At 53.8% G+C, this 23,786-nt stretch carries 23 protein-coding genes; 7 read left to right on the forward strand and 16 right to left on the reverse strand.

What is annotated here, in order from left to right:
• The first annotated feature begins 23 nt into the window (after nt 1-23).
• Entirely contained in the window at nt 24-356 is a 333-nt protein-coding gene (locus OGY10_RS08920) for a ChiQ/YbfN family lipoprotein (protein ID WP_008784106.1), read from the forward strand.
• A 50-nt stretch (nt 357-406) separates the two neighbouring features.
• On the opposite strand, the gene OGY10_RS08925 is transcribed toward OGY10_RS08920, so the two are convergent.
• The 9 genes from OGY10_RS08925 to ybfF all read right to left on the reverse strand — a co-directional run bounded on the left by OGY10_RS08925 (nt 407) and on the right by ybfF (nt 8,048).
• The gene (locus OGY10_RS08925; protein WP_286576646.1) at nt 407-1,702 is read right to left on the reverse strand and encodes an MFS transporter; all 1,296 of its coding nucleotides are present in this window, start codon (nt 1,700-1,702) and stop codon (nt 407-409) included.
• A 53-nt stretch (nt 1,703-1,755) separates the two neighbouring features.
• A complete protein-coding gene (gene tcuB / locus OGY10_RS08930; RefSeq protein WP_191226265.1) occupies nt 1,756-2,895 on the reverse strand; it encodes a tricarballylate utilization 4Fe-4S protein TcuB in 1,140 nt (379 codons plus the stop codon).
• Nucleotides 2,882-4,285 carry an FAD-dependent tricarballylate dehydrogenase TcuA gene (gene tcuA / locus OGY10_RS08935; protein WP_079934613.1) on the reverse strand — a complete coding sequence of 468 codons (1,404 nt, stop codon included), beginning with the start codon at nt 4,283-4,285 and terminating at the stop codon, nt 2,882-2,884. Before tcuA ends, tcuB begins: the two co-directional genes overlap by 14 nt.
• Before the next feature lie 97 nt (nt 4,286-4,382).
• Nucleotides 4,383-5,309: a tricarballylate utilization LysR family transcriptional regulator TcuR gene (tcuR, locus tag OGY10_RS08940; RefSeq protein ID WP_191226264.1), complete on the reverse strand. Its 927-nt coding sequence runs from the start codon at nt 5,307-5,309 to the stop codon at nt 4,383-4,385.
• Nucleotides 5,310-5,436: 127 nt separating this feature from the next.
• Nucleotides 5,437-5,883, reverse strand: a complete 447-nt coding sequence (gene fur / locus OGY10_RS08945) for a ferric iron uptake transcriptional regulator (RefSeq protein WP_003022836.1) — start codon at nt 5,881-5,883, stop codon at nt 5,437-5,439.
• Entirely contained in the window at nt 5,876-5,962 is an 87-nt protein-coding gene (locus OGY10_RS08950; protein ID WP_100247215.1) for a ryhB-regulated fur leader peptide, read from the reverse strand. Before OGY10_RS08950 ends, fur begins: the two co-directional genes overlap by 8 nt.
• Nucleotides 5,963-6,172: 210 nt before the next feature.
• Nucleotides 6,173-6,703: a flavodoxin FldA gene (gene fldA, locus OGY10_RS08955; protein WP_003022839.1), complete on the reverse strand. Its 531-nt coding sequence runs from the start codon at nt 6,701-6,703 to the stop codon at nt 6,173-6,175.
• A 155-nt stretch (nt 6,704-6,858) separates the two neighbouring features.
• A complete protein-coding gene (gene ybfE / locus OGY10_RS08960; protein ID WP_003831362.1) occupies nt 6,859-7,146 on the reverse strand; it encodes a LexA regulated protein in 288 nt (95 codons plus the stop codon).
• A gap of 128 nt (nt 7,147-7,274) precedes the next feature.
• The gene (gene ybfF / locus OGY10_RS08965; protein ID WP_286576650.1) at nt 7,275-8,048 is read right to left on the reverse strand and encodes an esterase; all 774 of its coding nucleotides are present in this window, start codon (nt 8,046-8,048) and stop codon (nt 7,275-7,277) included.
• Between the two features lie 194 nt (nt 8,049-8,242).
• On the opposite strand from ybfF, the gene seqA reads away from it, so the two are divergent.
• Nucleotides 8,243-8,785 carry a replication initiation negative regulator SeqA gene (gene seqA / locus OGY10_RS08970; protein ID WP_003022848.1) on the forward strand — a complete coding sequence of 181 codons (543 nt, stop codon included), beginning with the start codon at nt 8,243-8,245 and terminating at the stop codon, nt 8,783-8,785.
• A gap of 24 nt (nt 8,786-8,809) precedes the next feature.
• Complete coding sequence (pgm, locus tag OGY10_RS08975; RefSeq protein ID WP_286576651.1) at nt 8,810-10,450, forward strand: phosphoglucomutase (alpha-D-glucose-1,6-bisphosphate-dependent); 1,641 nt, start codon at nt 8,810-8,812, stop codon at nt 10,448-10,450.
• A 96-nt stretch (nt 10,451-10,546) separates the two neighbouring features.
• Here pgm and kdpE read toward each other — a convergent pair whose 3' ends face one another.
• The 6 genes from kdpE to kdpF are packed head-to-tail and all read right to left on the reverse strand — an operon-like array spanning nt 10,547 to nt 18,328.
• A complete protein-coding gene (gene kdpE / locus OGY10_RS08980; RefSeq protein WP_048226088.1) occupies nt 10,547-11,224 on the reverse strand; it encodes a two-component system response regulator KdpE in 678 nt (225 codons plus the stop codon).
• Nucleotides 11,221-13,905 (reverse strand): two-component system sensor histidine kinase KdpD, encoded by a 2,685-nt coding sequence (kdpD, locus tag OGY10_RS08985; RefSeq protein ID WP_286576653.1) that lies wholly within the window; start codon nt 13,903-13,905, stop codon nt 11,221-11,223. The genes kdpE and kdpD overlap by 4 nt, the downstream gene beginning before the upstream one ends.
• 10 nt (nt 13,906-13,915) lie before the next feature.
• Complete coding sequence (gene kdpC / locus OGY10_RS08990; protein ID WP_286576654.1) at nt 13,916-14,482, reverse strand: potassium-transporting ATPase subunit KdpC; 567 nt, start codon at nt 14,480-14,482, stop codon at nt 13,916-13,918.
• A gap of 8 nt (nt 14,483-14,490) precedes the next feature.
• On the reverse strand, nt 14,491-16,539 hold the full coding sequence (gene kdpB / locus OGY10_RS08995; RefSeq protein ID WP_020996545.1) for a potassium-transporting ATPase subunit KdpB: 2,049 nt from the start codon (nt 16,537-16,539) through the stop codon (nt 14,491-14,493).
• 20 nt (nt 16,540-16,559) lie between these two features.
• Nucleotides 16,560-18,239: a potassium-transporting ATPase subunit KdpA gene (gene kdpA / locus OGY10_RS09000; RefSeq protein WP_125362509.1), complete on the reverse strand. Its 1,680-nt coding sequence runs from the start codon at nt 18,237-18,239 to the stop codon at nt 16,560-16,562.
• Nucleotides 18,239-18,328 carry a K(+)-transporting ATPase subunit F gene (gene kdpF / locus OGY10_RS09005; protein WP_001670793.1) on the reverse strand — a complete coding sequence of 30 codons (90 nt, stop codon included), beginning with the start codon at nt 18,326-18,328 and terminating at the stop codon, nt 18,239-18,241. Before kdpF ends, kdpA begins: the two co-directional genes overlap by 1 nt.
• A 308-nt stretch (nt 18,329-18,636) precedes the next feature.
• Here kdpF and OGY10_RS09010 point away from each other — a divergent pair, with 308 nt between their 5' ends.
• From OGY10_RS09010 to OGY10_RS09025, 4 genes are all read left to right on the forward strand, one after another.
• Complete coding sequence (locus tag OGY10_RS09010) at nt 18,637-18,843, forward strand: YbfA family protein (protein ID WP_003022870.1); 207 nt, start codon at nt 18,637-18,639, stop codon at nt 18,841-18,843.
• 97 nt (nt 18,844-18,940) lie between these two features.
• The gene (locus tag OGY10_RS09015) at nt 18,941-19,495 is read left to right on the forward strand and encodes a DUF1722 domain-containing protein (protein WP_100247216.1); all 555 of its coding nucleotides are present in this window, start codon (nt 18,941-18,943) and stop codon (nt 19,493-19,495) included.
• Between the two features lie 18 nt (nt 19,496-19,513).
• Nucleotides 19,514-20,932 (forward strand): deoxyribodipyrimidine photo-lyase, encoded by a 1,419-nt coding sequence (gene phrB, locus OGY10_RS09020; protein WP_125362510.1) that lies wholly within the window; start codon nt 19,514-19,516, stop codon nt 20,930-20,932.
• 162 nt (nt 20,933-21,094) lie between these two features.
• Nucleotides 21,095-21,997, forward strand: coding sequence for an Rpn family recombination-promoting nuclease/putative transposase (locus tag OGY10_RS09025; RefSeq protein ID WP_020996544.1), 903 nt, complete (start codon nt 21,095-21,097; stop codon nt 21,995-21,997).
• Between the two features lie 46 nt (nt 21,998-22,043).
• Here OGY10_RS09025 and dtpD read toward each other — a convergent pair whose 3' ends face one another.
• On the reverse strand, nt 22,044-23,525 hold the full coding sequence (gene dtpD, locus OGY10_RS09030) for a dipeptide permease DtpD (protein WP_125362511.1): 1,482 nt from the start codon (nt 23,523-23,525) through the stop codon (nt 22,044-22,046).
• Nucleotides 23,526-23,786 lie beyond the last annotated feature (261 nt).

A 23,786-nucleotide genomic window follows, 5' to 3' on the forward strand; every position in this document is an offset into this window, starting at 1 on the left:
GCCGCCTCGTTGAGGAAAGTGCTATGAAAAAACTGATACTCATCGCCGTTATGGCATCAGGGCTGGTGGCGTGTGCGCAATCTCCTGCGCCGAAAGAGGACAGCCGTCTGAAAGAAGCCTACAGCGCGTGTATTAATACCGCGCAGGGATCGCCGGAGAAAATTGAAGCCTGCCAAAGCGTGTTGAATGTGCTGAAGAAAGAAAAACAGCACCAACAGTTTGCCAATGAAGAAAGCGTACGCGTGCTGGATTATCAGCAGTGTATCCAGGCCACGCGCACGGGTAACGGTCAGTCCGTCAATGCTGATTGTGACAAGGTCTGGCAGGAAATACGCAGTAAGAATACTGCGCAGTAAATCGAAAAATGAAAATACAACGGGCGGAGAATTCTCCGCCCGTTTGCATGTCAGAGTTTCTGTTCGGCCGGTTGATAATGACGACTCAGGCGGACAAACAACATTGCCGTGGCGGCGAGTCCGCAAAGTGCCGCGCACATCAGCCACCATCCCGGCGAGCTTTTATCTCCGGTTAGCTGGACCAGCGCCGTGGATATGACGGGTGTCAGACCGCCAAAAATCGCCGTAGCCAGACTGAAGGCCAGTGAAAAACCCACCGTACGGACATAGACAGGCATCACCTCGGTGAGTGCCGCGACCATTGCCCCATTGTACATACCAAAAAAGAACGAGAACCAAAGCAGGACCAGCGTCATGCGCATAAAATCTGGCGCGGCGGTGAGCCAGTGCATGACCGGCCAGGTGGTGAGCAGTGCGAGTACGGTAATCCCCATCAACACCGGGCGGCGACCAATTCGGTCAGAAATCGCTCCGCCAATCGGCAGCCAGATAAAGTTAGAAATACCGACCAGCATGGTGACGATCAGGCTGTCGCGAGCGCTCAGATGGAGTACAGCCCTGCCATAGGTCGGGGTATAGACGGTAATAAAGTAAAACGTCGTTGTGGTCATCGCCACCAGCAGTGTACCCGCTGAGATCAGACGCCAGTTTTTGATGATAGTGGTGAAAATTTCCCTGGTGTCGGGACGGTGTGTACGTTGTAAAAATGCGTCCGTTTCCTGAAGCGAGCGGCGCAGGACGAAGATCAACGGAATAATCATACAACCAATAAAGAACGGAATGCGCCAGCCCCATTCAGAGATTTCATCGTGCCCCAGCGTGGCATTCAGGCCGTAGCCAATCAGCGCTGCCACCACAATGGCAACCTGTTGGCTGGCGGACTGCCAGCTGGTGTAGAAACCTTTATTGCCAGGCGTGGCGATTTCAGAAAGATAAACCGAAACGCCGCCCAACTCTACGCCCGCAGAGAAGCCCTGCAATAATCGACCGACTAATACCAGCACAGGAGCCAGCAGGCCAATACTTTGATAACCGGGTACCATGGCAATCAGCAGGGTACCGCATCCCATAATGGCCAGCGTCACCATCAGCCCTTTCCTGCGACCAATTCTGTCGATATAAGCACCCAGCACGATTGCGCCAACGGGCCGCATTAAAAAACCCGAACCGAAAACCGCAAAGGTCAACATGAGCCCGGCAAACTCACTCTCCGCGGGGAAGAAAGTCTTTGCGATATAGGTGGCGTAAAACCCGAACAGAAAAAAGTCGAACTGTTCGAGAAAATTACCGCTGGTTACCCGCAGTATTGCGCCGAAAGTTCCGGTGCGCGATGGTTGTTGTGTCATTGGGTTTGCTCCACTGTCTTATCATAATATTTATAGAGGTAAGAGTGTGCGGGTTAGTCGCCTGTGACCCCCGCCTGTTTGCCGCGCCGTTTCTCAATCGCCCACTTGAGTAAGGCTGCGCAGCGGTAAAATCCGTGGGCAAATTTTCCGTAAGGAATGGTCAGAAAAAGCGCCATGACCACGCCGAGATGAATGGCCAGTAAAATAGCCATCCATGAGGTATCTCTTCCCGCCAGCAGCGCCAGACCGGTCAGACTGGTCAGCAGCAGCAGCAAAATAAAACCGCGATCCATCGGTTTTTGCCGGGCGTCGCCGTGTAGCGGTGAGCGCCTGAGATTAAGCCATAGCAAGCCAGCCGGACCGACAACCAGGCCAATGCCACCCAACGTGCCCAGCATGACCGGAACGCTGAAGAACGGGTAGGGTGCTTCTATGCCTGCAAAGTAGTGATAGCCCGTTGCCACCACGGTGGCGGCAAAGCAGAGCATAAAACCATAGAAGGTAAAGTGGTGGAAACGGCGACGCATCAGGGTGAAAGCATCATCCGCTTCGTTACAACCTTTGCCATGGCCTCCATCGAGATACTTCAGCGTCAGCGCATTGTGCGAGGCTTCAGCAATCTCGGCGGAACGCGGCATGCCCGGAGAAATCTCGCGCCAGAAGCGGATCACGCCTGCCATCAGCAAACCGATCGCCAGAACAAAGACCGAACCAAACATCCAGGCCAGCAGGTTATGCGGGAAAATTTGATAGAAATCCCCGGCCAGCGGAGGATGGAATAGTGAACCTTTCAAACCTATAGCGAGGAGTAAAAACAGGATCAGACCGAATACCAGCGCCAGCGTCACGGTTACGCCTGCGCGACGATATAGCGCTCCAAAAGCGGCGGGCTGCGCGTAATGCTGATAGGTTTCGAGCCGGACTTCCGCCATCGCCTTCGGCACGTTGATGGCAAATTCATGAGGCGGGGCATACTGACACGCGTGCAGGCAAGCGCCGCAGTTATGGCACAAGTTTGCCAGATAATTGATATCCGCTTTACCGAATTCCAGACGTTGCGTCATGGCCGGGAATACGGCGCAAAAGCCTTCACAATAGCGACAGGCATTGCACACCTGCATCACACGTTCAACTTCAGCTTCCGGTTCGGTGATAATTTGCGCTTTGATGATCAGTTTCTCAAGCTGCTTCATGACGTGTCTCCTTACGTGCGGCCAGCGCGGCTTCTTTTCCGGCAATGCGGCCAAAGGTCGTGCCGATCGACATCCCCACGCCTGCGGTGTAACCCTTGCCCAGCACGTTGCCCGCCATCATCTCTCCGGCGACGAACAGGTTACGGCTTGGAAGCCCTGCAAAATGCACAGCGGCGCGTTCGTTCACTTTTAACCCAAGATAAGTGAAGGTGATTCCTGGCCGCAGGGCGTAGCCGTAGTAAGGCGGTTGATCCAGCGGTCGCGCCCAATGCGTTTTCGCGGGTAGCAAATCTTTAGTGGCGCAGTTATCCAGAACGGTATGGTCGAACTGACCTGGCTGGCAGGCGTTGTTGTACTCTGTCACGGTGTGGGTAAAGCGTTCGGCATCCAGTCCTAACTGAAAGGCCAGTTCAGCCAGCGTATTGGCCTGCGTGCCAGGAAAGACCGGAGGCATGAAGTGTCCGATAGCTTTACTGTCGATGATGGAGTAGCCAATCTGTCCTGGCTGTTGAGCGACCAGACGTCCCCAGATGGCGTAGCGTTTGGGCCAGAAATCTTCACCTTCATCATAAAAACGCTCAGCATCCCGGTTCACCACAATACCGAGCGAAACGCAGTCCACGCGGGTGCAAATCCCGCCATCATATAATGGTGCTCTGGCATCAATAGCAACACAGTGTGACTGGGAGGGATCGCCGATAATGTCTGCGCCAGCATCCATCATAAATTTGAGCAGTACGCCCTGATTAAAACTCGTGCCGCGAATCAGGAAGTTATCCGCAGGCCACTCGCCGCGGGCATTTTCCCCCCAGGCTTCGCGCAACCACTCCCGGTTAGATTCGAATCCGCCAGCGGCAAGCACGCAGGATTTCGCTGTGATGCGCTCTTCGCCTGCCAACGCCGCCACGAACTCACCATTACGCAGTTCAAGCGTCTGAACGGGGGTGTTATAGCGAATTTGAACGCCCAGCTTTTCTGCGCTGCGGTAATAGGCATTCACCAGGGCCTTTCCACCGCCCATAAAAAAGGCGTTGGTTCGCGCCACGTGCAAAGCGCCGGAGAGAGGAGGTTGAAAGTTAACGCCGTGCTGACGCATCCAGTCACGGCATTGTGAAGAGGTACGGATCACCAGACGCGCCAGCGCTTCGTTGGTATTCCCTTCCGTGACGCGCCACAGATCCTGCCAGAATTCTTCTTCAGGATAGCTTTCCACCAGCACATCCTGCGGCGCGTCATGCATACAACGTAAATTACGTGTGTGTTGGGAGTTTCCTCCGCGCCATTCACGGGGAGCCGCTTCGAGCAGGAGTACCGAAGCTCCTTGCTCGCGGGCAGACAAGGCAGCGCATAACGCGGCATTGCCACCGCCAATTACCAGAACATCAACCATCGTATACTCCATTACCATTTAACTAATTGTTAAATTTGTAATTGAAATGTATACGCACGGCTTGTGCGGGCGCTATGACGTGGTGCTAAACGGTACTTTAGTTATTGTAAAGGATGGCGCCAGGCCAGCTTCCTGCTTCCACCAGTTGATGCATCACTTTCGTCAGCACCACGCGGGCCGCGAGGCCTGCCGGGGTGAGTTCATCGTCTGAGAGACTCACCAGAAAGTTGGGGCGGCTAAGTATTGGATTGTGGACGCCGATCACTCTTAGCGTCTCTTTATCGAGATGGGAAATTGCCGCGCCGGGCTGGAGAGTGGCACCAATGCCACTGCGCACGGCGCGCATGAGTAGCGCCAGACCATCAATTTCCGTGGCGATCTCAATGTTCAGCGCGTGTTCCTGACAAATCGCTTCCAGCCTGCCGCGCAGACCGTGGCCCGGGCTTGGCATTATCAATGGGATACTTGCCAGCTGGGCTGGAGCAATATTGTCTTCGGCAATATCAGCCAGTAAAGCATGAGTCCCAATCAAAAACAGCCGCTCTTCGAGAATTGGTATGGCGCTCCAGCGCAGGATCTTTTCTTTCTGAAATACGACAGCCAGATCAATCTGGCGGGTATTAATCATCCGCTCCAGATTGCCAGAGAGGCTTTCCACCACATGCAGACGGACATCACTGTAGCTTTCCCGCATGGCGTTGATAAACGGCATTCCGAGAACGGAAGCAGTACTGGGAGCCATGCCGACGCTGACGTGCCCGGAAAGCCGGGACTCGCGTGCGGCGAGGATCGCGTCGTCTGCGTGACGAAGCACCAGCTGCGCCTGGGAGTAAAAAGCCATCCCGGCGCTGGTGGGCGTCACGCCTCGCGAGGTGCGCTGCAGCAGGCGAATAGCGAGTTCGTTTTCCAGACGCGACATTTGCTGGCTGAGTGCCGAAACCCCGATATTGAGATCGAGTGCCGCGCTACCCATGCTGCCGGTTTCTACAATGCGCACAAAATAGCGTAGCTGGCGAAGTTCCATTTCGACTCTCCGGAAGGGGCAATTGATTTTACATTAAAGCAACACAGGAGCAGAGGGAAGGGGAAAAGGGCAGGTAATGCCCATAAAAAAAGCCAACCGGAAGGTTGGCTTTTCAAAAAGCATTACATTATTTGCCGTCGTGGGCATGCTCATCTTCGCGGCAATCGCCTTCAGCGCAGTGGCCGTAGAGATAGAGACTATGGTTGGTTAAACGAATACCATGTTTAGCCGCAATCTCACGCTGGCGCGCTTCGATGGAATCATCGCTGAACTCGACCACTTTGCCGCAGTCGAGGCAAATGAGGTGATCGTGGTGATGCTGTTGAGTCAGTTCGAAGACGGATTTACCGCCTTCAAAATTATGGCGGGTCACGATACCGGCATCATCAAACTGGTTCAGCACACGATACACGGTCGCCAGACCAATCTCTTCACCCATATCGATCAGGCGTTTGTATAAATCTTCCGCACTGACGTGATGGTTATCCGGTTCCTGAAGAACTTCCAGGATTTTTAAACGAGGAAGCGTTACTTTCAGGCCAGCCTTCTTTAATGCGGTATTGTTGTCAGTCATGCGGAATCTGTCCTGTAGCTAAACGATTCACTTCATTAACAGAAGTGACAGAAATTGCACTTGAGATAATGCGTATCATTATAGAACTGCCATGGCTAAATGAAAACTGCAAGTCTCTGGCATATATTGTTAATCAAAACGTGGTATCGCCGACAAACACACTGTGCAACACCCGATTGGCATCCAGCCATTGTACAGGGTCAGACGAAAAAGTTACAAATTTGTAGCAATTATTTTGATTGGTTTTATCTATTGATGCGGCGCAGATGGAAATCTGCGCCGCACGAAATCAGGCATTAATGATTTCGTCGAGGTGCAGCTCTTCAGAGATCTGCTTAACCCATTTTTCTACGCGTTCTGCTGTCAGTTCTGGCTGGCGATCTTCATCGATAGCCAGACCGACAAAGTGGTCGTCGTCAGCCAGGCCTTTAGACGCTTCAAAGTGATAACCCGCAGTCGGCCAGTGACCAACGATAGTTGCGCCGCGCGGTTCGATGATGTCGCGAATGGTCCCTAACGCATCGCAGAAATATTCTGCGTAATCTTCCTGGTCGCCGCAGCCGAACAATGCAACCAGTTTGCCATTAAAATCAATGTCTTCGAGGGTAGGGAAGAAGTCGTCCCAGTCACACTGCGCTTCACCGTAGTACCAGGTTGGGATGCCGAGCAGCAGAATGTCATAACCTTCGAGGTCTTCTTTGCTGCTTTTTGCAATGTCATGAACATCGGCAACGTCTTTACCAAGCTGTTTTTGAATCATTTTTGCGATGTTTTCGGTATTACCGGTGTCGCTGCCGAAAAAGATGCCAGTGATTGCCATGAGTAAAATAACCTCTTGAAACTTATTGAAATGGTGGTGGCGCATTGCCCACGGATAAGGGCAATCATAGCAGAACAGTCAGGCATGCGGAAACAGCAAACACGCAGGACTGCACTCTGTGCTACACGATTTATGATTTAGAGCAGAAATTCAGACTATGCCTGACCGCGCAATGTGCTGAGTTGGGTCATCAGCATCTCTTCGATGAGTTCACTGCGACTCATGTTACGCGCCTCAGCCAGCTCGTTCAGAGCGTCAACGGCATCAGCGTTCAGTTTCAGTTCGACACGCTTAAGCCCGCGAACTTTGTCACGCTTAAGCTGATTACGTTTATTAATACGTAACTGTTCATCACGCGAGAGCGGATTAGTTTTGGGGCGTCCCGGACGACGCTCCTGCGCGAACAGATCTAATGTCGTACGGTCCGTTTGTTCTTTGGCCATGATCTTGGTGACTTCGGGGAAACAATCAGCCAGGCGTCTGCCCGGATGGATAGCGCGCCATAATACATCAGCAGGGGGGACACGCCAACGCCCACGCGCGTAATCGCGCGCAGACGCTGAGTTTTTAATCAGTTAGCCTGTTCGTTCAGATAACGACGGATGGCGCGCAGCACCGCCTCCGGTTTTTCCGCATGCACCCAATGACCGGCTCCAGCAATAACATGCGCCCGAGCCTGTGGGAATTGCGCCAGCAGTTGTTCGCGATACGCTTCGGTAACATACGGTGAGTTGCCGCCAGGGATAAACAGCGCCGGGTGCTCCCATGCAGGAATGGTTTCCCAACCGACGATATGAGGATACTGATCCCACAGCACGGGAACGTTAAAACGCCACTCGCCGTCGACGAAAGATTTCAGCAGAAACTGGATTACGCCTTCTTCATGCAGATGTTGACGCATGACGCTGGCCGCCTGCTGACGCGAAGTGGCCTGGGCATCGGTTACGGCATTAATAGCGGTAAAGATCGCATCGTGACGGCGAACATGATAGTCGACCGGCGCAATATCAATGGCCACCAGTCGATCGATACGATCAGGAGCCAGCGCGGTTAACGCCATGACGGCTTTTCCCCCCATCGAGTGACCAATAAAGGTCGCCTTTTCTATTTGCTGAGCGTCCAGCGTATCCAGCAAATCTTGCGCCATGGCCGGATAATTCATCTCAGGGGAACGAAGGGAGAGGCCATGATTTCGCATATCGACCTGGATGATATCGTGATCGACCACCAGATCGCGTGCCAGGATCCCCAGGTTATCCAGACTGCCAAACAGGCCGTGAACCAGGACGATGGGAGAATTATTGTGCAGGTTTTGCGCAGATTGCGCTCGGATATTCAATTTCATGGCAAAGTTCTTTTTTTCACACTCACGGGTTAGGGTATCATGTTGACCATTCTGCCACATGGCTGCAACAACTACGGTTACTCTGAGTTTTGCTGGCCACCAGGCTTGACGCTATCCGCTGTTGGGATTTGCCTTTACACTACGTGTGTTTACCCCGACAACTTGTATTCAGCTAAACACTGCACTGGATTAAGATGAAAACGATTGAAGTTGATGATGAACTCTATAGCTATATTGCCAGCCACACCAAGCATATTGGCGAGAGCGCATCCGACATTTTACGGCGTATGTTGAAATTTTCCGCCGCATCACAGCCTGTCACTCCGATAGTCAAAGAAGTCCGCGCTGTGCAACCTGTCGTGGAAGCTAAGCCGGTTAACCCCGTAAAAGATAAAGTGCGCGCGATGCGTGAACTGCTGCTGTCCGACGAATACGCGGAACAGAAGAAAGCAGTAAATCGCTTTATGCTGGTGCTGTCTACACTCTATTCACTGGATCAAAACGCGTTCGCCGAAGCAACGGAATCGTTGCATGGCCGTACGCGCGTTTATTTTGCAGCGGATGAACAGACGCTGCTGAAAAATGGTAATCAAACCAAACCGAAACACGTGCCAGGCACGCCGTACTGGGTGATCACCAACACCAATACCGGCCGTAAATGCAGCATGGTTGAACACATCATGCAGTCAATGCAATTCCCTGCGGAATTGATTGAAAAGGTTTGCGGAACAATTTAATCCTTGCATTAGAAGGACCAGGCAATGGCAATCCACAACCGTGCAGGTCAACCTGCGCAACAGAGTGATTTGATTAACGTCGCCCAACTGACGGCACAGTACTATGTACTGAAACCAACAGCAGGGAACGCTGAGCACGCCGTTAAGTTCGGTACGTCCGGACATCGCGGCAGTGCAGGTCGTCATAGTTTTAACGAGCCGCATATTCTGGCTATCGCTCAGGCGATTGCTGAAGAACGTGCGAAAAACGGGATTACTGGCCCGTGCTATGTGGGCAAGGATACCCACGCGCTGTCTGAACCGGCTTTTATCTCTGTACTGGAAGTGCTGGCGGCGAACGGCGTTGACGTCATCGTGCAGGAAAATAACGGCTTTACGCCAACCCCTGCTGTGTCGAATGCTATCCTGGTCCACAATAAAAAAGGCGGCCCGCTGGCTGACGGCATTGTGATCACGCCGTCCCACAACCCGCCGGAAGATGGCGGCATTAAATACAACCCGCCAAACGGTGGTCCGGCAGATACCAACGTCACCAAAGTGGTGGAAGACAGAGCCAACGCGCTGCTGGCTGACGGTCTGCAAGGCGTGAAGCGCATGTCGCTGGACGCTGCGCTGGCATCTGGTCATGTAACAGAGCAGGATCTGGTTCAGCCGTTTGTTGAAGGACTGGCTGACATCGTCGACATGGCGGCGATCCAAAAAGCGGGTCTGACGCTGGGTGTCGATCCGCTGGGCGGTTCCGGTATCGAATACTGGAAGCGTATTGCTAAGCACTACAACCTGAACCTGACTATCGTTAACGATCACGTTGATCAGACTTTCCGCTTTATGCATCTCGACAAAGATGGCGCAATCCGCATGGACTGCTCCTCCGAGTGCGCGATGGCGGGCCTGCTGGCGCTGCGCGACAAGTTCGATCTGGCCTTTGCCAACGACCCAGACTACGACCGTCACGGTATCGTCACCCCGGCAGGGCTGATGAATCCGAACCACTATCTGGCGGTGGCGATCAACTACCTGTTCCAGCATCGTCCGCAGTGGGGCAAAGACGTTGCCGTTGGTAAGACACTGGTGTCCTCGGCGATGATTGACCGCGTGGTGAATGAGTTAGGGCGTAAACTGGTCGAAGTGCCGGTTGGCTTTAAATGGTTTGTTGACGGTCTGTTCGACGGCAGCTTTGGCTTTGGTGGTGAAGAGAGCGCGGGGGCATCTTTCCTGCGTTTCGACGGTACACCGTGGTCGACCGACAAAGACGGCATCATCATGTGCCTGTTGGCGGCAGAAATTACCGCAGTGACCGGTAAGAATCCGCAGGAGCACTACAACGAACTGGCTGCCCGCTTTGGTGCGCCGAGCTACAACCGCCTGCAGGCAAGTGCGACCTCCGCACAGAAAGCGGCGCTGTCTAAGCTGTCTCCGGAAATGGTGAGTGCCAGCACGCTGGCGGGCGACCCGATCACCGCACGTCTGACGGCGGCACCGGGCAACGGTGCTTCTATCGGCGGTCTGAAAGTGATGACTGACAACGGCTGGTTTGCCGCTCGTCCGTCCGGCACCGAAGACGCTTATAAAATCTACTGCGAGAGCTTCCTCGGTGAAGAACACCGCAAGCAGATCGAAAAAGAAGCGGTTGAGATCGTCAGCGAAGTGCTGAAGAACGCGTAAACCGTAGGCCGGATAAGACGCTAGCGTCGCTATCCGGCATGAATTAAAAAGCCGGATAGCTTTGCGCTGATCCGGCTTTTTTTATTCGGCTTAGATTCACGGCATAAACCGATAACCAATCCCGGTTTCGGTCAGAAAATGACGCGGACGCGCCGGGTCCTGTTCCAGCTTCTGGCGCAGGTGTCCCATGTAAATTCGCAGATAGTGACTGTGTTCGACGGCATTCGGTCCCCAAACCTGATTTAACAGCTGGCGTTGCGTTAGTACCTTTCCGGCATTATTCAGCAGTACCGCTAACAGGCGAAACTCAATCGGCGTCAGATGAATCTCTTCATCACCACGATGTACGAGCCGGGCGGCGATATCTACTTTTACGTTGGAAAAATGCACCACCGGCTCGGGAGACGCGCCGCTGGCGTGGCGGCGCAATGCCACGCGTAATCGCGCCTGTAGCTCGCCAATACCAAAGGGTTTACTGAGATAGTCATCGGCACCGGCATCCAGGGCAGCGATTTTATCGCTTTCTTCGCTGCGGGCTGAGAGCACAATTACCGGTATCGCGCTCCATTGTCGCAGGTCACGAATAAAATCAATGCCGTCACCGTCCGGCAGACCGAGATCGAGAATGATGAGATCGGGTTTTCGCGTGGCGGCTTCCAGCAGACCACGTTGCAGCGTTTCCGCTTCATATACACGCAGACCATCGGCTTCCAGCGCGGTGCGCAGAAAGCGACGGATAGCCTGTTCATCTTCAACAATCAGTACGTTCGTCACATATCCTCATGAAAATCTTCAAGTTCAGGGGGGATTTCCCGGGGCAGTGTAACACGGAAACATGCTCCTCCCTGTGCGCGATTGTGGACGGAAATCGTACCGCCGTGCACGTCCACAATGGCCTGACAGATTGCCAGCCCCAGCCCAACGCCCGGTACCGATGACTCTTTGTTTCCCCGGGAAAACTTGTCAAAAACTCGCTGCTCCATACCCGATGGAATGCCGGGGCCATTATCCCAGACGTCCAGTTGCAGGTGCTCGCCATCGACGCTGGCATCAATACCGATTTGCGCCGCTGGACCTGCGTATTTAACGGCGTTTTCCAGCAGATTAATCAGCACCCGTTCAAAGAGTGGGCCATCGACGTGGATCAGCGTCAACGGTGCTGGTAGCGACAAATTAATAGGAGCAGAGAGTTCTGGCTCCAGCATCTGCAGGGCGCTGCCGACCACCTCTTCCAGTGTTAACCACTCCTTCTTAAGATTAAAGCCGCCAGACTGAATTCGCGCCATATCCAGCAGGTTATTAACCAGTCGGGTCGTATTCAGGACGTGCTGGCGAATCTCACTGGCCTGGCGCGCGTGCGGCGATCCTTCGCTTGCCAGATCCAACGTTAAGATCTCTGCCTGACCAAACAGCACCGTTAGCGGTGTACGTAAATCGTGGGAAAGGGCGGCGAGCAGCGCGTTGCGAATGCTTTCGCGCTCGCTGGCAAACCGGGCTTGCTCTTCGCTGGCAGTCAGCGTCAGACGCTCCAGCGCACTGGCGACCAGTAAAGTAAAAGTTTCCAGCAGGCGTTGCTGTTCGGGGATCATCAACTGGCGTAAATTTCCTGGTTCCACAACCAGCAGCCCATGCGTTTTGTCAGCACTTTTTAACGGTAAAATTTGATACGGCACACCTGGCAACGTGTCAGTACCTGCGCCAGCCGGTTGCCCTTTATCAAAGCTCCATTGGGCAATGGCATCATCCCACGGCGTCATGCCCTGTTGATGGGTGAGAGGGGCCAGCTTACCGTTCTCACCGGGCAGTAAAACCTGGCTGCGGGCCTGGAACGTTGAGGCAATAAACTGTTCGCTGGTGGCGGCAATATCTTGCTGACTACGCCCAACGGCCAGCGCTTTTGACATCTCATACAAATGGCGCGTACGTTGTTCACGATAACGGGCCACCCGCGCCTGATAACGCACTCCGGCGGTAAGATTACCGATTACCAGCCCTACCGTTAGCATCACGGCGAAGGTAAGCAGGTACTGGACATCGGAAACGGCCAGCGTGCCGCGCGGAGCAATAAAGAAGAGATCGAAGCTGGCGACGTTAATAAAAGTTGCCAGCACCGACGGCCAGCGTCCGTAAAAGAGGGCGATAACCACCACGCCCAATAAATAGATCATCACCAGGTTGGCGGCGTCAAAGGCCATCAACCACTGCATGGCAATCAACGTAATGATGGCGCACAGCGCGACGGCAACCACACAACCCTGAATTTGTACCCGCCATTTATCCTTAAAGGTGCGGTTATCTGCAGTTTGTAGCACAGGGCGCGAAGGTGGCTCATCGAGCGCAACAATCATCAGGTCGAGATCCGGTGCGCGATGGGCCAGTTTGTCAGCAAAGGAATCACTGCGCCACCAGCGTCGTGTAGTCGGACGTCCGAGGACAATTTTTCCCAGATTATGCTCACGGGCATAGCGGATTACCGCCTTGTCTTCAGCGGGATCGGAAAGGGTGGCGGTTTCTGCACCCAGCTCCTGGGCTAACCGCAGAGCGCTTAGGATTGCCCGGCGCTGTTTTTCGGGCAGTCGGTGCAGCGCTGGCGTTTCGACATACACTGCATGCCAGACGCTGCCGAGGCGCGCTGCCAGACGCGCGGCAGCACGCACCAGCTTTTCGCTGCCGGTATTGTGTCCAATACACAGTAAAATAGCATCACGGGTATGCCAGACTTTTTCTTCCCCCGGACGCCCTCGCCAGGCACGCATCTGATCGTCAACCCGATCGGCCGTGCGCCGCAGGGCCAGCTCACGTAGCGCGATCAAGTTCCCTTTGCGAAAGAAATGCTCGATGGCTCTTTCCGCCTGACCGGCAATATAGACCTTGCCTTCGTTCAGGCGTTGGCGCAAATCGTCGGGGGGAAGATCGACCAGCACCACATCGTCGGCGGCATCGAAAAAAGGATCGGGGACGGTTTCGCGAACCTGAATGCCTGTGACGCCGCTGACCACATCATTGAGGCTTTCCAGATGCTGCACGTTGACGGTAGTAAAAACGTCAATACCGGCTTCGAGCAGTTCTTCAATATCTTGCCAACGCTTAGGGTGGCGTGAGCCAGGCGCATTACTGTGCGCCAGTTCATCCATCAAAATGAGCGCCGGACGGCGGGCCAGCGCCGCGTCGAGATCGAACTCGCTGATATGACGACCATGGCGCGCCTGTCTCTTTAGCGGCAGGATGCTGAGACCGTCCAGCAGCGCGGCGGTCTCTTTGCGTCCGTGGGTTTCCACCACGCCAATCAGCACATCTAACCCCTGCGCCCGCAGCCGCTGGGCCTCTGCCAGCATGGCCCAGGTTTTACCGACGCCTGCACACGCGCCGAAGAAAATTTTCAGTTTTCCGCGGTGCGGGGCAGCGGTCTGCTCCAGCAGGCGATCGGGGTCGGGGCGTAAGGGTTCGTTATGCATGTCCTTTTTCTCAGTGCTTATCCAGCGCTAAATTAAGTTCTACCAGGTTCACCACCGGCTGGCCGATAAAACTGACCAACGGCTTTTGCGTGTATTGTGCAACCAGGCGCGTGACTTCTTCAACGCTGAGGTTGCGAGCCTGCGCCACGCGGGGGATTTGCCAGGCCACCGCGGCGGGTGTCAGGTTGTTGTCCAGCCCGCTGGCAGAAGCCGTTACCAGCTCTACCGGAACGGCAGGATTTGCCAGCGGGTTGGCGGCACGCAGCGCGGCTATCCGGCTTTGCAGCTGTTTATCCAGTTCCGGGTTGCTGGCTGCCAGATTGCTGCCGCCTGAAGCCATTGGATTATAGGGCATTTCTGCTGTAGCAGACGGGCGTCCCTGAAAATAACCGGCCGCGGTAAAATGCTGCCCAATGAGCGCAGAGCCGCGAACGACTTGACCTTCGCGTAGAAGCGAGCCGTTAGCCTGGTGGGGAAACCACCACTGCCCCAACGCGGTGGTCAACAACGGGTAAGCCCCGCCGGTGATAAGCATCAGGAAAATCAATGTTGATAATGCAGGACGTAATCCACTCATCTGAAACCTCACACCAGACCCAGCAGGGTCAGCAGTAAATCAATTGCTTTGATACCGATAAACGGCACAACCAGACCACCCAGACCATAGATCCACAAATTACGGCGCAGCATTGCGGATGCGGATAACGGTTTGTAGCTCACGCCTTTAAGCGCCAGCGGGATCAGAAAGACGATAACCAGCGCATTAAAGATAACCGCGCTGAGAATCGCCGAGTCCGGCGAATGCAGCCCCATCACGTTAAGCGCATTGAGCTGCGGGTAGGTGGCGGCAAACGCGGCCGGGATAATGGCGAAATACTTCGCCACGTCGTTGGCGATACTGAAGGTGGTCAGCGAACCACGCGTCATCAGCATCTGTTTACCAATGTGCACCACTTCAATCAGCTTGGTGGGGTTAGAGTCGAGATCCACCATGTTGCCCGCTTCCTTCGCTGCCTGGGTCCCGGAGTTCATGGCGACCGCCACGTCGGCTTGCGCCAGCGCCGGGGCGTCATTGGTTCCGTCGCCGGTCATCGCTACCAGACGACCTTCCGCCTGATACTGACGAATCAGCGCCAGCTTGGCTTCCGGCGTGGCTTCAGCTAAGAAGTCATCTACCCCGGCTTCTGCCGCAATCGCGGCAGCGGTCAGGCGGTTATCGCCGGTGATCATCACCGTTTTGATGCCCATTTTACGCAGTTGGGCAAAACGTTCCTTGATTCCGCCTTTTACGATATCTTTCAGGGCAATCACGCCCAGCACGCGGGAGCCTTCGGCAACCACCAGCGGCGTAGCACCTAGGCGTGCGACGTTTTCGACCTTCTGCTCCACGTCGGCAGGGAAGTGGCCGCCGTTGGCTTCGACGTGACGACGAATAGCATCGACCGACCCTTTGCGGATCATGCGGTTGTCGATGTTGATCCCGCTCATCCGACTTTGGGCGGTAAACGGTACAAAGGTGGCGTGTAGTGATTGCACGTCGCGAATACGCAGATTAAAGCGCTGTTTTGCCAGAATCACGATGCTGCGGCCTTCTGGGGTTTCATCGGCCAGCGATGAAAGCTGCGCGGCGTCGGCCAGCGTTTTTTCGTCCACGCCCTGGGCGGGCAGGAAATCTGAAGCCTGGCGGTTACCCAGCGTAATGGTGCCGGTTTTGTCCAGCAGCAGTACGTCCACGTCACCCGCAGCTTCTACTGCACGTCCGCTGGTGGCGATGACGTTCGCGCCCAGCATGCGGCTCATCCCGGCGACGCCAATTGCGGAGAGTAGCCCGCCGATGGTGGTGGGGATCAGACACACCAGCAGGGCAACCAGTACCGTGACGCTGACCGCGCTACCACCCCAGGCGGAAAACGGCCACAGCGTGGCGGTCGCCAGCAGAAAAACGATGGTCAGGGCTATTAACAGGATCGTCAGGGCGATTTCATTCGGCGTTTTACGCCGCTGCGCGCCTTCAACCATGGCGATCATTCGGTCGAGAAACGTTTCACCAGGGTTTACGCTACATTCAATCACCAGCCAGTCGGAGAGGATGCGGGTCCCGCCGGTGACGGAGGCGAAATCACCACCGGATTCACGAATGACCGGCGCGGATTCACCGGTAATGGCGCTTTCATCCACCGATGCGCCACCTTCGATGACTTCGCCGTCACACGGGATAATATCGCCCGCTTCTACTAACACGATATCTCCTTTGCGCAAATCCTCCGCCGGAACGTGATCCATGGCGGCACCGTATTTCGGTTCGCGGAGTTTGCGAGCAAAAGCGGTCTTTTTAACTCCTTTCAGACTGTTAGCCTGAGCCTTACTGCGTCCTTCCGCCAGCGCTTCGGCAAAGTTGGCGAACAGAACGGTGACCCACAGCCACAGACTTATCGCGCCGGTAAACCACGGATTGCCTTGCATATGGCCTGTGGCCATTGCCAACGTTAACAGGGTTGTCAGCAGACTGCCCAGCCAGACGATAAACATCACCGGATTGCGCCACTGGGTATGTGGGCTTAATTTTTTCACGGCGTCCATCAGCGCCTGTGCGACCAGAGAGGGTTCGAACAGCGCCAGTTGCTTGCGACTCATAGTCATGTGCTCCGCATCACTCAGTGTAATGACAGGTATTCTGCGACCGGGCCAAGCGCCAGGGCAGGAACAAAGGTGAGGGCGCCAACCAGTAACACCGTACCGATTAACAACCCGACAAACAGTGCGCCGTGGGTAGGCAGCGTGCCTGGACTTGCTGGCTGGATCTTTTTACTGACCAGCGATCCGGCAATTGCCATCACGGGAATGATCACGCCGAAACGGCCGAAGAACATGCACAGGGCCAGCAGACAGTTCCAGAACGGGCTGTTGGCGCTTAATCCGGCGAAGGCGCTGCCGTTGTTGTTCGCGGCAGACGATACGGCGTACAACACCTCACTAAAGCCATGTGGACCAGGATTGAGCATGGCGCTGCGTCCGGCGTCGCTCATCATCGCTATCGCCGTACCGAGCAGCACCAGCGCAGGGGTGACCAGAATCGCCAGTGCGGTCATTTTCATTTCGCGCACGTCTATTTTCTTACCCAGATATTCCGGCGTGCGACCAATCATCAGGCCCGCGATAAACACCGCCAACAACACGAACAGCAGCATGCCGTACAGGCCCGAACCGACACCACCGAAGACCACTTCGCCAATCTGCATTAGCCACATCGGCACCATCCCGCCCAGCGCGGTGAAGGAGTCATGCATCGCATCGACAGCGCCGCAAGATGCCGCTGTCGTCACGACGGAAAAAAGACTCGTAGCCAGCACGCCAAAGCGGCTTTCTTTGCCTTCCATGTTGATATTACTGTCTGCACCGAATGCCATCAGGTGCGGGTTGCCTTGAACTTCGGCCCACATCACCACGGCTACGCAGACTACAAATATCAACGACATGGCCCACAGCAGGGTTCGCCCCTGGCGACGATCGCCAACCACATCACCAAAGGCAAAACACAGCGCGGTAGGAATTAAGAAAATGGCCAGCATCTGTACCAGATTGGTCAACGCGGTAGGGTTTTCAAACGGATGTGATGAGTTAGCGTTAAAGAACCCGCCCCCGTTAGTGCCAAGCATCTTAATCGCTTCCTGTGAGGCGACGGGCCCCATCGGCAGCAGCTGTTTCACCCCTTCAAGGGTAGTAATGGGCTGATAGGGCAACACGTTTTGCAGCACACCTTGCTGAATGAAGAACAACGCAATGAGCAATGCAATGGGGAGCAGGATCCACAGCGTAATGCGAACCAGATCGACCCAGGCATTGCCCAGCGTGTTCATGCTCTGGCGAGTAAAGGCACGGGCCAGGGCAAAAATCACCGCAATCCCGGTTGCCGCTGACAGGAAGTTCTGCACGGTCAGCCCGACCATCTGGCTGAAGTAGCTTAAGGTGGTTTCGCCAGCATAGGATTGCCAGTTGGTGTTGGTGACAAAACTTACCGCCGTGTTGAGCGCCAAATCCCACGAAAGCCCAGGTAGCTGTTGCGGATTTAGCGGCAGCAGGTTTTGCGCCATCAGCATTGAAAACAGGACCAGCAACCCCAGCACATTGAGCGCGAGGATCGCCAACAGATACTGCCGCCAGTTCATCTCCTGCTGCGAGATGCCCAGACCGCGCCAGAGCAGATGTTCCACGCCAGCCAGGCCCGGCAGGGACGTATTATTGATCAGCCGAGCCAAGCCAAAACCCAGCGGTCTGGCGAAGATAAACAGTACCAGCAAGAAACTGGCAATGAGTAAAAATCCTTGGGCCGCCATCAGAACGCCTCCGCATTAATCAGGGCATACACCAGATAACCTAATAATAAAAAGACCAGCACAATGCCGGTTATCACGCCTGCACTCACGGTGCACCTCCAGTGGCATAAATGTGATAACCAGAGCGTAGATTTTTGCTTGCAAAGATTTCGCAAAAATCAGTGGGAGGGGTGTAAAAAAAGTATAAAAATGGCAAAGACCATTATTTAACTAATGATTAGTATTAATTTAACTTTTATGTAACTTAATTACGGTTTTTAGCTAAACGGAGCATCAATAGATAAAAATAAGTGGTCGGATGAGTAGCAAAATTACACACAAGGCGGTATTATTTTCATCAGTTAACCAAGTTTATTTTTCCGGTGCGATTCACCGAACAGATATATGGGAGAGGATTATGGACTTTTATAAAGAATATCCAGCACACATTGTTTTCTTGCGCCGTACCTTTGCCGTTGTGGCGGGCGTGCTGGCGCTGCCGGTCATGTTGTTCTGGAAAGACCGCGCCCGTTTTTACAGCTATCTGCACCGCGTCTGGTCCAAAACCAGTGATAAACCGGTGTGGATGGAGCAGGCTGAAAAAGCCACCTGCGACTTCTATTAAGTTGTCGTTATTGTTCAAGAAAACCGCCAACAGCAATGTGGCGGTTTTTTTATACGCCGACGTCTACACTTATCTGAGTAACGGATAAGGAGTGGCGATGAGCACGAGAATTCCTGTTGGTATCCGCACCTGTCTGACCACAGAAGCGAGTGAGGCACCTCAGTTCGACGAAAATACATTAATACGTGTTTACGCTTTGCATGAATTGCACCGCCTGCGTCAGCGAAAATTAACGCGGGGCGCATTAATTGACTATCATACCCGCTACAAACTGGTACTACTGGCGCATTCCCAGCCAGAGTATCGGGAGCTTGGCCCCTTCGTTGCCGCAATCCATGAATGGCAAGATCTCGATGCTTTTTTTACCGAGTATCGCCTACGATTGATCCATCTGTTATTAAATCCTGCTACCCGGCGTAACCATACCAATGTATTGATGCACGTACAGGGCTATTTCCGTAATCAGCTCGATCTGCGTCAACGTCAGGAATTGACCTCGATAATCGATAACTATCGACGCGAGGCGCAGCCGCTACTTGCACCCTTAATGCTCCTCAAACACTATATGGCTGAGCACCCGAACACCTGGTTGTCCGGGCAACGTTATTTTGAACTCTGGCCTGCGATTTGGCGTTTACAGGGCAATGATTAATTTTTATCAGGGAGTGTTATGACCACGCATCTGGTCTGGTTTCGGCGTGATTTACGTCTGCATGACAATCTCGCGCTGGCGGCGGCTTGTCGGGATCGTTCTGCACATGTACTCGCGCTCTATATCTCCACGCCTGTACAGTGGAAGGCGCATGATATGGCCCCGCGTCAGGCGGCATTGGTTAACGCGCAGTTGAACGCGTTGCAAACGGCGCTGGCAGAAAAGGGCATCCCGCTTCTGTTTCATGAAGTCGGTGATTTTGCGACCAGTGTGGAAACCGTCAAAAACGTCTGCGTACAGCATGGCGTCAGTCGAATATTTTATAACTATCAATATGAAATAAACGAACGCCAGCGTGATGCTGCCGTCGAAAAGTCATTACCTCAGGTGGTGTGCGAAGGGTTTGACGACAGCGTGATCCTGCCTCCGGGGGCGGTCATGACCGGTAATCACGAGATGTATAAAGTCTTTACGCCGTTTAAAAATGCCTGGCTGAAGCGGATAAAAGACGGGATCCCAGAATGTGTCAGTGCGCCGAAGGTGAGAGAAAGCGGTGCTCTTGACTCTCCATTAACATCCATCACGCTGAGCTACCCGCAGCAGGATTTTGATTCGCAGCAATTTCCGGCAGAAGAAAAATTGGCCATCGCGCAATTACGCCATTTTTGCCAGCAGGCCGCCGGAGAATATGAACAACTGCGTGACTTTCCGGCGATTGACGGAACCAGTCGATTATCCGCGAGCCTGGCGACAGGTGGACTATCACCGCGCCAGTGCCTGAATCGACTGCTCGTGGAGCAGCCGCAGGCGCTTGAGGATGGGGCAGGCAGCGTTTGGTTGAATGAGCTTATTTGGCGCGAATTTTATCGTCATCTGATGACTTACCATCCGGCGCTATGTCGGTATCAACCTTTTATTCGCTGGACCGATCGCGTGCAATGGCAGAATAATCCGACGCATTTGCAGGCCTGGAAAACAGGGAATACGGGCTACCCCATTGTGGATGCGGCCATGCGTCAGCTCAACGCCACGGGCTGGATGCATAATCGTTTACGCATGATTACCGCCAGTTTTTTAGTGAAAGACCTGCTGATCGACTGGCGTAAAGGCGAACAATATTTCATGTCGCAACTGATCGATGGCGACCTGGCGGCCAATAACGGCGGCTGGCAGTGGGCAGCCTCAACCGGAACCGACGCCGCACCGTATTTCCGTATCTTTAACCCCACGACGCAGGGCGAAAAATTCGACCGTGACGGTGAGTTTATCCGCCAGTGGGTGCCGGAACTGCACGACGTGCCGGGTAAAGCCATTCATGAACCGTGGTCGTGGGCTGAAAAAGCGCAGGTAACACTGAGTTATCCTCGCCCGATTGTGGATCATAAACAGGCGAGGCTGGCGACGCTGGCGGCATATGAGGCGGCACGTAAGGGATAAGCACGCAGCGGATTTCTGCGTAATACCTTCCAGCAGAATGAATATGTTGCAGTGGGGGGGCATTTAGCGCTGAAGCGTGTACGCAAGGCTGCTAATGCCTTGATGAAGAGGTTTTCCGCCAGCAGTAAAGTGCCGTCATCTTCATTCAGGTGACGGAATTTGATGACAACACCAACGACATCTACACCGCACGATGCGGTATTTAAAACGTTTTTACATCATCCAGAAACAGCTCGGGACTTCCTCGAAATTCATCTACCCGCAGATCTGCAAACGCTTTGCGATTTAAATACGCTGAAGCTGGAGTCAGAAAGCTTTATTGAAGCGGATTTACGTACCCGCTACTCCGACGTGCTCTGGTCTGTGCATACGCACGATGGTGAAGGTTATGTATACGTGGTTATAGAACACCAGAGTTCAGCCGATCCGCATATGGCTTTTCGTCTGCTGCGTTACGCAATAGCGGCGATGCAGCGTCATTTGGATGCCGGGCACAAAGAACTGCCGATTGTGATACCCATGCTGTTTTATCATGGCTGTCGAAGTCCGTATCCGTACTCACTGTGCTGGCTTGATGCGTTTACCGATCCTGTAACGGCACGGCAACTTTATGCCAGCGCATTTCCATTGGTGGATATCACAGTGGTGCCCGATGACGAAATCATGGCTCACAGGCGAATGGCACTGCTGGAACTAATGCAAAAACATATCCGTCAGCGGGATTTGATGGGGCTGGTAGATCAACTGGCCACGCTGTTACTTACAGGGTGCGCTAATGACACGCAACTACAGGCGATGTTTAATTACATCCTGCAATCCGGCGATGAATCTCGCTTTAATGAATTTATACAAGAGATGGCGCAACGGATCCCCCAACATAAGGAGAAGCTGATGACGATTGCCGAGCGGTTACGCTTAGATGGATTACAGGAAGGGTTGCAGCGAGGCAAACGAGAAGCCGCATTACGTATAGCGCAAACTATGTTGGAGCAGGGAATAGATCGCAACATGGTGCTTCTGGTTACAGGTCTTTCTGAAGAGGAGTTGACTGCCAGTCATGCGTAATTCCTGAAAAAAGCCCGAATCAGATTACATCATCGGGCCCCTACACTCAGGATTCTACCGCCAGTGAACGGTTTCTGAACTTAAGCGACTGGTACAGCCAAATCAGCAGCACCAGCACCACACAGGCCAGCGCGCCCCAGGTAATTTCACTAAAGACATCAATGTATGCATTGATGGAGTAGTTGATAGCGCCCGCAGCATCAAACGAGCCTTGTGAGGTTTGATCGGCGATAACACCAGCCAGGTAGTTGGCGATGGCGCCGGAAAGCAGCATATAAATGCCGGTTAACACGCCGGTTACACCAGGGATCTCAATACGCGTAATTTGCGACATTGCCACCGGGTCAATAAACAGTTCGGCAAAGCCCATGACCGCCAACCCAAGTACCATCAGCGGCATGGAAGAGTGGCCGTAAGCAGCGGACCAGCGAGCGCTCAAGGTTAGAATACAGAACCCAGCGCTCATTAAGCCGAGGCCAAGGGCAAATTTACCCCAGATACGTACGGTACGATTGCCACTCACGCTTTCTTTGACTACCCACGCCAGTACGATACCGCACAGCATAACGGCAAAAGCGTTAACCGACTGGAACATCGCGGTAGGGACGGAATACCCCAGAATATCGCGGTTAACGAAGCGGTCGATATACAGGCTGATCGAACTGCCGCCCTGTTGAGCAAAGGCCCAAAACAACAGGCTGAAGAAGGTCAGCGTGACGATAAGCCCCAGCTCTTTGCGCTGTTTCTGCGTCTGCGCCTGGCGATAAATCTTCGCCAGAACTGCCAGACCAATAATGGTGGCAACAATCAGTGCGTAAACGGACCACTCTTTCCAGAACAGCACGGTAATCAGCAGCGGTGTGGTAACTAGCAGAACTAACAGCCAGGCCCAGTTTGGCAGAATAAAGGTTTTAGCACACAGAACGGCCTTGTTGACGCCGGTGGTGTGGGCGAAATGGCGATTTCCACATAAGAAAATCACCAGCCCTGCCAGCATGCCGATGGCAGCCAGCGCAAAGCCCATCGCCCAACTGTACTCTTCCTGCACGTATCCGCAGGCAATTGGTGCGATGATCGAACCGATGTTACCGGCGGCGTAGAGCAGAGAGAATCCACCGTCGCGACGCGGGTCTTCAGGTTGATATAACTCGCCCAGCAGGCAACTGATATTTGATTTAAACAGACCGTAGCCGCAGACAATTATCGCAAGCGACAAATAGAGGAACGCCGGAGCCATTTCACTGGCACCTAATACCAGATGTCCCACCGCCATTAAAAATGCGCCGATCATCACCGCCATTCGATTGCCGAGCACTTTATCGGCCAGGTATCCCCCGAGAATAGGGGTGACATAGACCAGCGAGCAGTAGGCGCTGAACAGTTCATATGCGTGATTATCGTCGTACTTAAGCTGGTTAGTGAGATACAGGATCAGCAGCGCACGCATGCCGTAAAAACTGAAGTATTCCCAGATTTGTAGCGCGACGACGTAGTAAATCGCCCGTGGTTGAGATGCTTGTTTATTCATTATTTTCTCGAAGTAAATGCCTCGCGACTGGCTGAACGTGCTGCGCGAGTGTGTTTCCTTAAAGTTGTAACTTTGATACAGATCTGATTATTTTTGCAATATGCTGTCTGATTGCATAAATATACATGAATTAGATCGCGTAGTGGTAAGCAAATCACGTTCAAAGCGGGTGTGATTGTTTCTTTATGTGTCAGTGAAATGGCTATCGACGAACGCAGGCGGGGACGCTATTTTAACCTAAGCTGTGTTGCTGATTGGGCA

The organism is Citrobacter sp. Cpo148 (assembly GCF_030332375.1).
GTDB lineage: Bacteria > Pseudomonadota > Gammaproteobacteria > Enterobacterales > Enterobacteriaceae > Citrobacter > Citrobacter portucalensis.

Coding starts and splice junctions, on each gene's coding strand:
- OGY10_RS08920 (WP_008784106.1), top strand. CDS start 24: ATGAAAAAACTGATACTCATCGCCGTTATGGCATCAGGGCTGGTGGCG.
- OGY10_RS08925 (WP_286576646.1), bottom strand. CDS start 1,702: ATGACACAACAACCATCGCGCACCGGAACTTTCGGCGCAATACTGCGG.
- tcuB (WP_191226265.1), bottom strand. CDS start 2,895: ATGAAGCAGCTTGAGAAACTGATCATCAAAGCGCAAATTATCACCGAA.
- tcuA (WP_079934613.1), bottom strand. CDS start 4,285: ATGGTTGATGTTCTGGTAATTGGCGGTGGCAATGCCGCGTTATGCGCT.
- tcuR (WP_191226264.1), bottom strand. CDS start 5,309: ATGGAACTTCGCCAGCTACGCTATTTTGTGCGCATTGTAGAAACCGGC.
- fur (WP_003022836.1), bottom strand. CDS start 5,883: ATGACTGACAACAATACCGCATTAAAGAAGGCTGGCCTGAAAGTAACG.
- OGY10_RS08950 (WP_100247215.1), bottom strand. CDS start 5,962: ATGATACGCATTATCTCAAGTGCAATTTCTGTCACTTCTGTTAATGAA.
- fldA (WP_003022839.1), bottom strand. CDS start 6,703: ATGGCAATCACTGGCATCTTTTTCGGCAGCGACACCGGTAATACCGAA.
- ybfE (WP_003831362.1), bottom strand. CDS start 7,146: ATGGCCAAAGAACAAACGGACCGTACGACATTAGATCTGTTCGCGCAG.
- ybfF (WP_286576650.1), bottom strand. CDS start 8,048: ATGAAATTGAATATCCGAGCGCAATCTGCGCAAAACCTGCACAATAAT.
- seqA (WP_003022848.1), top strand. CDS start 8,243: ATGAAAACGATTGAAGTTGATGATGAACTCTATAGCTATATTGCCAGC.
- pgm (WP_286576651.1), top strand. CDS start 8,810: ATGGCAATCCACAACCGTGCAGGTCAACCTGCGCAACAGAGTGATTTG.
- kdpD (WP_286576653.1), bottom strand. CDS start 13,905: ATGCATAACGAACCCTTACGCCCCGACCCCGATCGCCTGCTGGAGCAG.
- kdpC (WP_286576654.1), bottom strand. CDS start 14,482: ATGAGTGGATTACGTCCTGCATTATCAACATTGATTTTCCTGATGCTT.
- kdpB (WP_020996545.1), bottom strand. CDS start 16,539: ATGAGTCGCAAGCAACTGGCGCTGTTCGAACCCTCTCTGGTCGCACAG.
- kdpA (WP_125362509.1), bottom strand. CDS start 18,239: ATGGCGGCCCAAGGATTTTTACTCATTGCCAGTTTCTTGCTGGTACTG.
- OGY10_RS09010 (WP_003022870.1), top strand. CDS start 18,637: ATGGACTTTTATAAAGAATATCCAGCACACATTGTTTTCTTGCGCCGT.
- OGY10_RS09015 (WP_100247216.1), top strand. CDS start 18,941: ATGAGCACGAGAATTCCTGTTGGTATCCGCACCTGTCTGACCACAGAA.
- phrB (WP_125362510.1), top strand. CDS start 19,514: ATGACCACGCATCTGGTCTGGTTTCGGCGTGATTTACGTCTGCATGAC.
- OGY10_RS09025 (WP_020996544.1), top strand. CDS start 21,095: ATGACAACACCAACGACATCTACACCGCACGATGCGGTATTTAAAACG.
- dtpD (WP_125362511.1), bottom strand. CDS start 23,525: ATGAATAAACAAGCATCTCAACCACGGGCGATTTACTACGTCGTCGCG.